We start from the raw sequence: 5,039 nt of genomic DNA, 5'->3' as shown, positions 1-5,039 counted from the left end.
TTTGGGGAAGCCGTTGGTTTAAAAAATGTAAAATTATATCATTTATTGGGAAATTTACAAAATCGGGATGCTCCCTTTGATGCTTCCCCGCTCTGAGTCCGCGATGTAAGCATAATTATCCCAAGGAGTCCACCCTCTAATTATTCGTATCGACATCTAAAATCGTAACCCAAAGGGCAATATTGAGTCAGCGGATTACCTTCAAGGTAGAGTTCCAAGAGGTTAGTTAAAGATTTCAACATACTAATGTCAGAAATTCGATTGTTAGCAAGGTCGAGCCTTGTTAAGCTAGTTAAATATTTTAATGCCCTCACGTCAGAGATTTGATTTTCGCTAAGGTAGAGTTCAGTCAGTTTAGTCAGAGATTTCAGCGGACTCATGTCGGAAATCTGATTGTCAGCGAGGGAAAGTACCGTTAAAGTAGTCAGAAACTTTAACGAACTCACATCTTCAATTCGATTGTTAGTGAGTTGGAGATACGTTAAATTAATCCCATATAACATACTAATATCAAAGATTTTATTATAACCAAAATCGACTTCAGTTAACTTGGTCATAAATCTCAACGAACTAATGTCTGATATCTGACGGGGTGACAACAAGAGTCAAAATCATGATAAAATCAAGGACATAGCCCTCACACCCCTCTGAAAAAATGGCAGCTTGTTACGCCTAATTCTCATTAATTCAGCAACTATTTCTTGGAAAAACTCCATTCCAACCACCCAAGATTGACCGTATAATCCAATCCAAAAACTGCTATGACGGCGATGCGAACGCTTGCATTCAGTCAACCGTCCCGTATATTTTTGAATTACCAGTTGCTTGAGTTTTTGCCCTTGGAGAACAGCACAACTGTCAGCAATAGCAATGACTAAGATTAAGTTTTTTAAGCGCTCATTGTTAGCGTGACTCTTCTCTAAATTGTAACCACCTGTCTTACAGTCCTTGAACATAGCTTCAATACCGCTGCGACATTTAAAAGCAGCAATTGCTGACTTCAATCCCCCTAAATTAGTGAGCAGATACAAACCTTCATCATCAACTTTTCCTGGTTCTACCGAACCTAGTATGTAAAACTAACTAGCAAAATGCCAATGTAAGAAGCTCCTCAGAATAAAGTTGTCAAAATTTCTAAACCCATAGGCTTTTCTTTTTATGAGCTTTAATTTGTTATTAATTCCTTCCACAACTCCTTGAGTAGTCCTCCGATCAAAATACGCAATAATTTGTCCAATCCACCTAATAATTGTCCTACAGCTTTTGGGGAAAACGGAAATTGCATCCTTTAACCAATCACTTAAACTAAATAATCCTTCTACCCAATCTTTTGGGGATTCAAAGATTTGGATAAACTCTTCTTTCAATTGATGCATTTTGTGCAAGGTAGGAGCAACTTTTTTGACTGATTCTAACTTCTCTTTTTCGATTTCGGTGAGAGTCTATTCATTTTTTAGTAAGACATATTTACTTTTTTTCAGTCCGGAGAGTATTCGCGCTTTTTCCGAGTTATTTTTTGAGGCTGATGCGGCTTTCTTAATCTTTTTTCTAGCTCCATCTAATTCTTCATTTACTTGCTTCATAACATGAAATCTATCGACCACAACTTCTGCTTGTGGTATTAAAGCTTCAGAGACATTTTTATAAGGCTTCCACATATCTATACTGCAGGCTTCTATTTGTTCTAAAACCTCTTCTCCCCAGGCTTCTAGGTGTTTTTTGAGTTCCACTTGAGTTCGGTTTTTGAGCATTCCTACTATAATTTTTTTATCGATATCTACTAAAACTGCACAATAATTTTTCTGTCCTTTAACGAGAGCAATTTCATCAATTCCTAGCCTTTTTAATCCTGATGGTTTTTGTCCGCTCAATTCCTTTCCCCATTCTTTTACCATGGTTTCTATTTCTTGTTCGCTGACTCCATTCCTTTGAGCCACATTTTTCAGCTCGCTTTCTAACAATTCTGACAAAATCTTTTTTTTCAACCTCTCTGTATAAGTTCTAGTTTTTTTAACAAATTCTAAGTCTTCACTAAATTTTTTTGGGCAAGCTTCACACCTCATTTGACGGCGATTTACTTGTAAATATACTTTTTCAATACTCCGGACAGTTTTTAAAGAAGGATGCGAGCGCAATACAGCAGAGAAGTGAAAACAGTGAGTGCAATCTGAACCCAAAATAAACAGAAAAAAAGGCAGTCTTTTCGGTTAAGCTATAAAAACACACAAGCTTAACATATTGCCTGATGAATATTATGGAATCCATCTTACAACAAATGCCAGGGATTAGTCAACCCCAAAAGAAGTTTTTAATCACTTTATTCTCAACTATTTTGCTAGCAAGAAGGCAAGCTCAAATTCACGAATCTCAGTCGTTATAGTTATTTGAGTGAAAAAACCTACCGTCGTCACTTTCTCAAAAGCTTTAACTTCCCACAATTTAATCAATATTTACTCAAAGAAGCCTTAAATCCTGAACACACAGTTATTGCTGTTATTGATTGTTCTTTTTTAAGAAAAAGTGGCAAAAAAACTGACGGTAAGGCTTACTTTTATAATGGTGTAGCTGGTAAATCGGAACAGGGTTTGGAAATTTATGTGATTTCTATTGTCGAAATTGAGACTCGTTTATCTTATAGCTTAAGCGTACAACAAACTCCGTCACGCCCTCAAATAAAGCCCGTAAAAAAAATGCCCAAAAAGCCGAAGAATAACCGAGGAAAAAAAATCGCAAAAACCAGGACTCTCAAAGCTCAAAGCCTGACCTCACAAGAGTTGATGACTATGCACAACATTTAAAGAATACTCGTTCTTTCTTCCCCACTTCGGTACGTTGGTAGTGCTTTTTTGTAAAGGAAGGAGAAAAATTGTCAAATAGAGCGACGATCATGAAAGAGGAATGATTGAATGAAATTGAATCTAAGTTGCCCGACGTGTGGTTCTGACGACATCATGAAAAATGGGAGAACGCGCAGAGGAAAACAAAACCATAAATGTCAAGAGTGTGGAAGACAGTTTGTGGAAGATCCACAGTGGAAACCAAAAGACAAAAACACCATCGCATTGGTAAAATTATTCTTACTGGAAAAAATCTCATTAGCCGGAATAGTAAGAGCAGTAGGTGTGTCAGCAAGCTGGCTCCTTGCATTATGTCAACAAATATTATCAACAGGTAGAGCAGCAAGCAGAAGTAGTGCCAAAAGAAAAAGGGAAGCTGACGGTTCAAATGGACGAGTTGTGGTCATTTGTGGACAATAAAGGGAACAAGCAATGGGTCTGGCTCGCAATAGATGCTCGAACCAGAGAAATCATCGGATGTGAGATAGGAGACCGTTCGCAAACATCAGCCAAACAACTGTGGGATTCATTACCAGGGGTATATAAACAGTGCGCCAAGGTGTATACGGATATGTGGGAGGCGTATGAAAAGGTAGTGCCAAGCAAAAGGCATTTTGCAGTAGGAAAGGAGACGGGATTAACGAGTTATATTGAAAGACTCAACAACAGGTTAAGACAGAGAATATCAAGGTTAGTGAGAAAGACATTATCATTCTCAAAGAAGCTAGAGAATCATATTGGGGCAATTTGGAACTTCATCCACGAATACAACCAACAAATCAGAAAAAAAATGGGGATTGGATAATAAGAGAGAGTGTTTTCCTCTGTCCTTTACAAAAAAGCACTACCAAAGAGTCGCTAGGATCAAAAAAATGACCGTTGAAGAAGCCATCATCGACAAGGTGCGGGTCTTGCCACCTGAAAAGCAACCAGAGGTGTTAGCGTTCATCGAGTTTTTAGATTCGGATGAGTGGGAGCATATCTATAAAGGGCGGTTTAAGGAACTCCAGCAAGAAGTGCAGATCGGAATTGATGTGGCGGATCGAGGAGATGTCATTGATGCTGACGTGATGTTTCAAAGGTTGCGGGACAAACTGCGGCAGCATCAAGCTCAGGTAGGTCAATGAGCCATGTTTGCAGGTTCACTGTTCCCGCCAGTCGAGATATCGAAGCGATCGTTGACTACTGTAGTTTAGACTAAAAAATGAGCGCTGCTAAAAGTAGCCACCTTTGAATGTCAGGCAAGCTGTTGCTCAAAAACTCAAAAAGTAGAAGATTAAACAGCTAATCTTGAAGACTTTTTGCGTCGAGAAACCCGTTTTTTGACAGTGGGATAGCACGGTGCCTTGGTACGTACCTTTCCTTTTTCCCAACCGGGGGATTTTCCCCTATGTTTAGGCATTTTTGTTGGAGTACCAATGTCAACTAAAACCGAAAACATTGATTGGGCAACACGTCCAGGAGTTAAATCGATCGTAGCAGATTGCTCTCGTGAGTCTATTCTCGATTACTAAATCTTGTGCCAGCCAGAGTTGCCAACTCATCAATGGCATTAAATCACTCCAACGCTCAGATTGTTCAGGAGTTCTCAAGTTAGGCAATGTCCAATGCAATCTTTGCTTCGCAAACCGATACCAATGATCGACTCCAAAGCGTTGTAAATATTTGAACCAAACAGTTTCGCTTGGGTAGAGTTCGTTCTCCAACCCAAGCCAACCATAAGGGTGGAAACGGCTGACCGTTTGACATGGGCTTCATTCTTTCGACCAGGATTAAATTGACTTTTTGTCCAGGGGCACGATAAAAATGTAAGTCAATCCATTGTCTGACTCGGACTGGTCCCAAATCTGGATGTTCATCAATTTCAATCGCAGTATCAGCTTCGAGCCATGTAGTTGGGTCGTTGAGTCTCATTTTTTGCCCGTGCTTCCGTGGTCTACCGCGGCCACTATATGCTGGTGGTGCTGACCATAAGCAGGCATTCTTTCGGACTCTCATTAAACAATCAGCAAGAATGGAAGCTTGCGCTAACGCTAATACCCAAGTTGCATTGCCATATTCGGGCGTCTAAGACTGCTAAAACTGGGTTGACGCTCTGTTCACAGACAAGTTTAAGTTGGGAAGCTGCTGAATCAGGGTATGAGACGAGAAAAAATGCGAGATTGGAGCCGAAAATGATTTCTGGGATTTTGATGGGGAATT

At 39.7% G+C, this 5,039-nt stretch carries 5 protein-coding genes and 1 pseudogene; 3 read left to right on the top strand and 3 right to left on the bottom strand.

What is annotated here, in order from left to right; genetic code table 11:
• Positions 1 to 140: 140 nt before the first annotated feature.
• From QUA99_RS32165 to QUA99_RS32155, 3 genes and pseudogenes are all read right to left on the bottom strand, one after another.
• Positions 141 to 557 carry a leucine-rich repeat domain-containing protein gene (locus tag QUA99_RS32165; protein ID WP_333245671.1) on the bottom strand — a complete coding sequence of 139 codons (417 nt, stop codon included), beginning with the start codon at positions 555 to 557 and terminating at the stop codon, positions 141 to 143.
• Between the two features lie 54 nt (positions 558 to 611).
• Positions 612 to 1,004 (bottom strand): hypothetical protein, encoded by a 393-nt coding sequence (locus QUA99_RS32160; protein WP_333245673.1) that lies wholly within the window; start codon positions 1,002 to 1,004, stop codon positions 612 to 614.
• Between the two features lie 75 nt (positions 1,005 to 1,079).
• Positions 1,080 to 1,895: pseudogene (locus QUA99_RS32155) on the bottom strand (ISL3 family transposase).
• A 489-nt stretch (positions 1,896 to 2,384) separates the two neighbouring features.
• On the opposite strand from QUA99_RS32155, the gene QUA99_RS32150 reads away from it, so the two are divergent.
• The 3 genes from QUA99_RS32150 (at position 2,385) to QUA99_RS32140 (ending at position 3,964) form a co-directional block, all read left to right on the top strand.
• A complete protein-coding gene (locus tag QUA99_RS32150; RefSeq protein ID WP_333245676.1) occupies positions 2,385 to 2,798 on the top strand; it encodes a hypothetical protein in 414 nt (137 codons plus the stop codon).
• Positions 2,799 to 2,906: 108 nt separating this feature from the next.
• Positions 2,907 to 3,642, top strand: a protein-coding gene (locus tag QUA99_RS32145; protein ID WP_333460528.1) for an IS1 family transposase whose coding sequence is annotated in 2 segments (ribosomal slippage) — positions 2,907 to 3,140 and positions 3,142 to 3,642 — 735 coding nt in all. Because the reading frame shifts where the segments join, the coding sequence is not laid out codon by codon here.
• Positions 3,643 to 3,709: 67 nt separating this feature from the next.
• On the top strand, positions 3,710 to 3,964 hold the full coding sequence (locus QUA99_RS32140) for a hypothetical protein (RefSeq protein WP_333245819.1): 255 nt from the start codon (positions 3,710 to 3,712) through the stop codon (positions 3,962 to 3,964).
• Positions 3,965 to 5,039 lie beyond the last annotated feature (1,075 nt).

Source organism: Microcoleus sp. F10-B2, from assembly GCF_036704965.1.
Classification (GTDB): domain Bacteria; phylum Cyanobacteriota; class Cyanobacteriia; order Cyanobacteriales; family Microcoleaceae; genus Microcoleus.
Note: the sequence above shows the minus strand (reverse complement) of the source record. Positions and strands in the feature narration are given on the sequence as shown.

What these genes read in the sequence shown, in the direction of transcription:
- QUA99_RS32165 (WP_333245671.1), bottom strand. Translation starts at nt 557, where the DNA reads ATGACCAAGTTAACTGAAGTCGATTTTGGTTATAATAAAATCTTTGAT.
- QUA99_RS32140 (WP_333245819.1), top strand. Translation starts at nt 3,710, where the DNA reads ATGACCGTTGAAGAAGCCATCATCGACAAGGTGCGGGTCTTGCCACCT.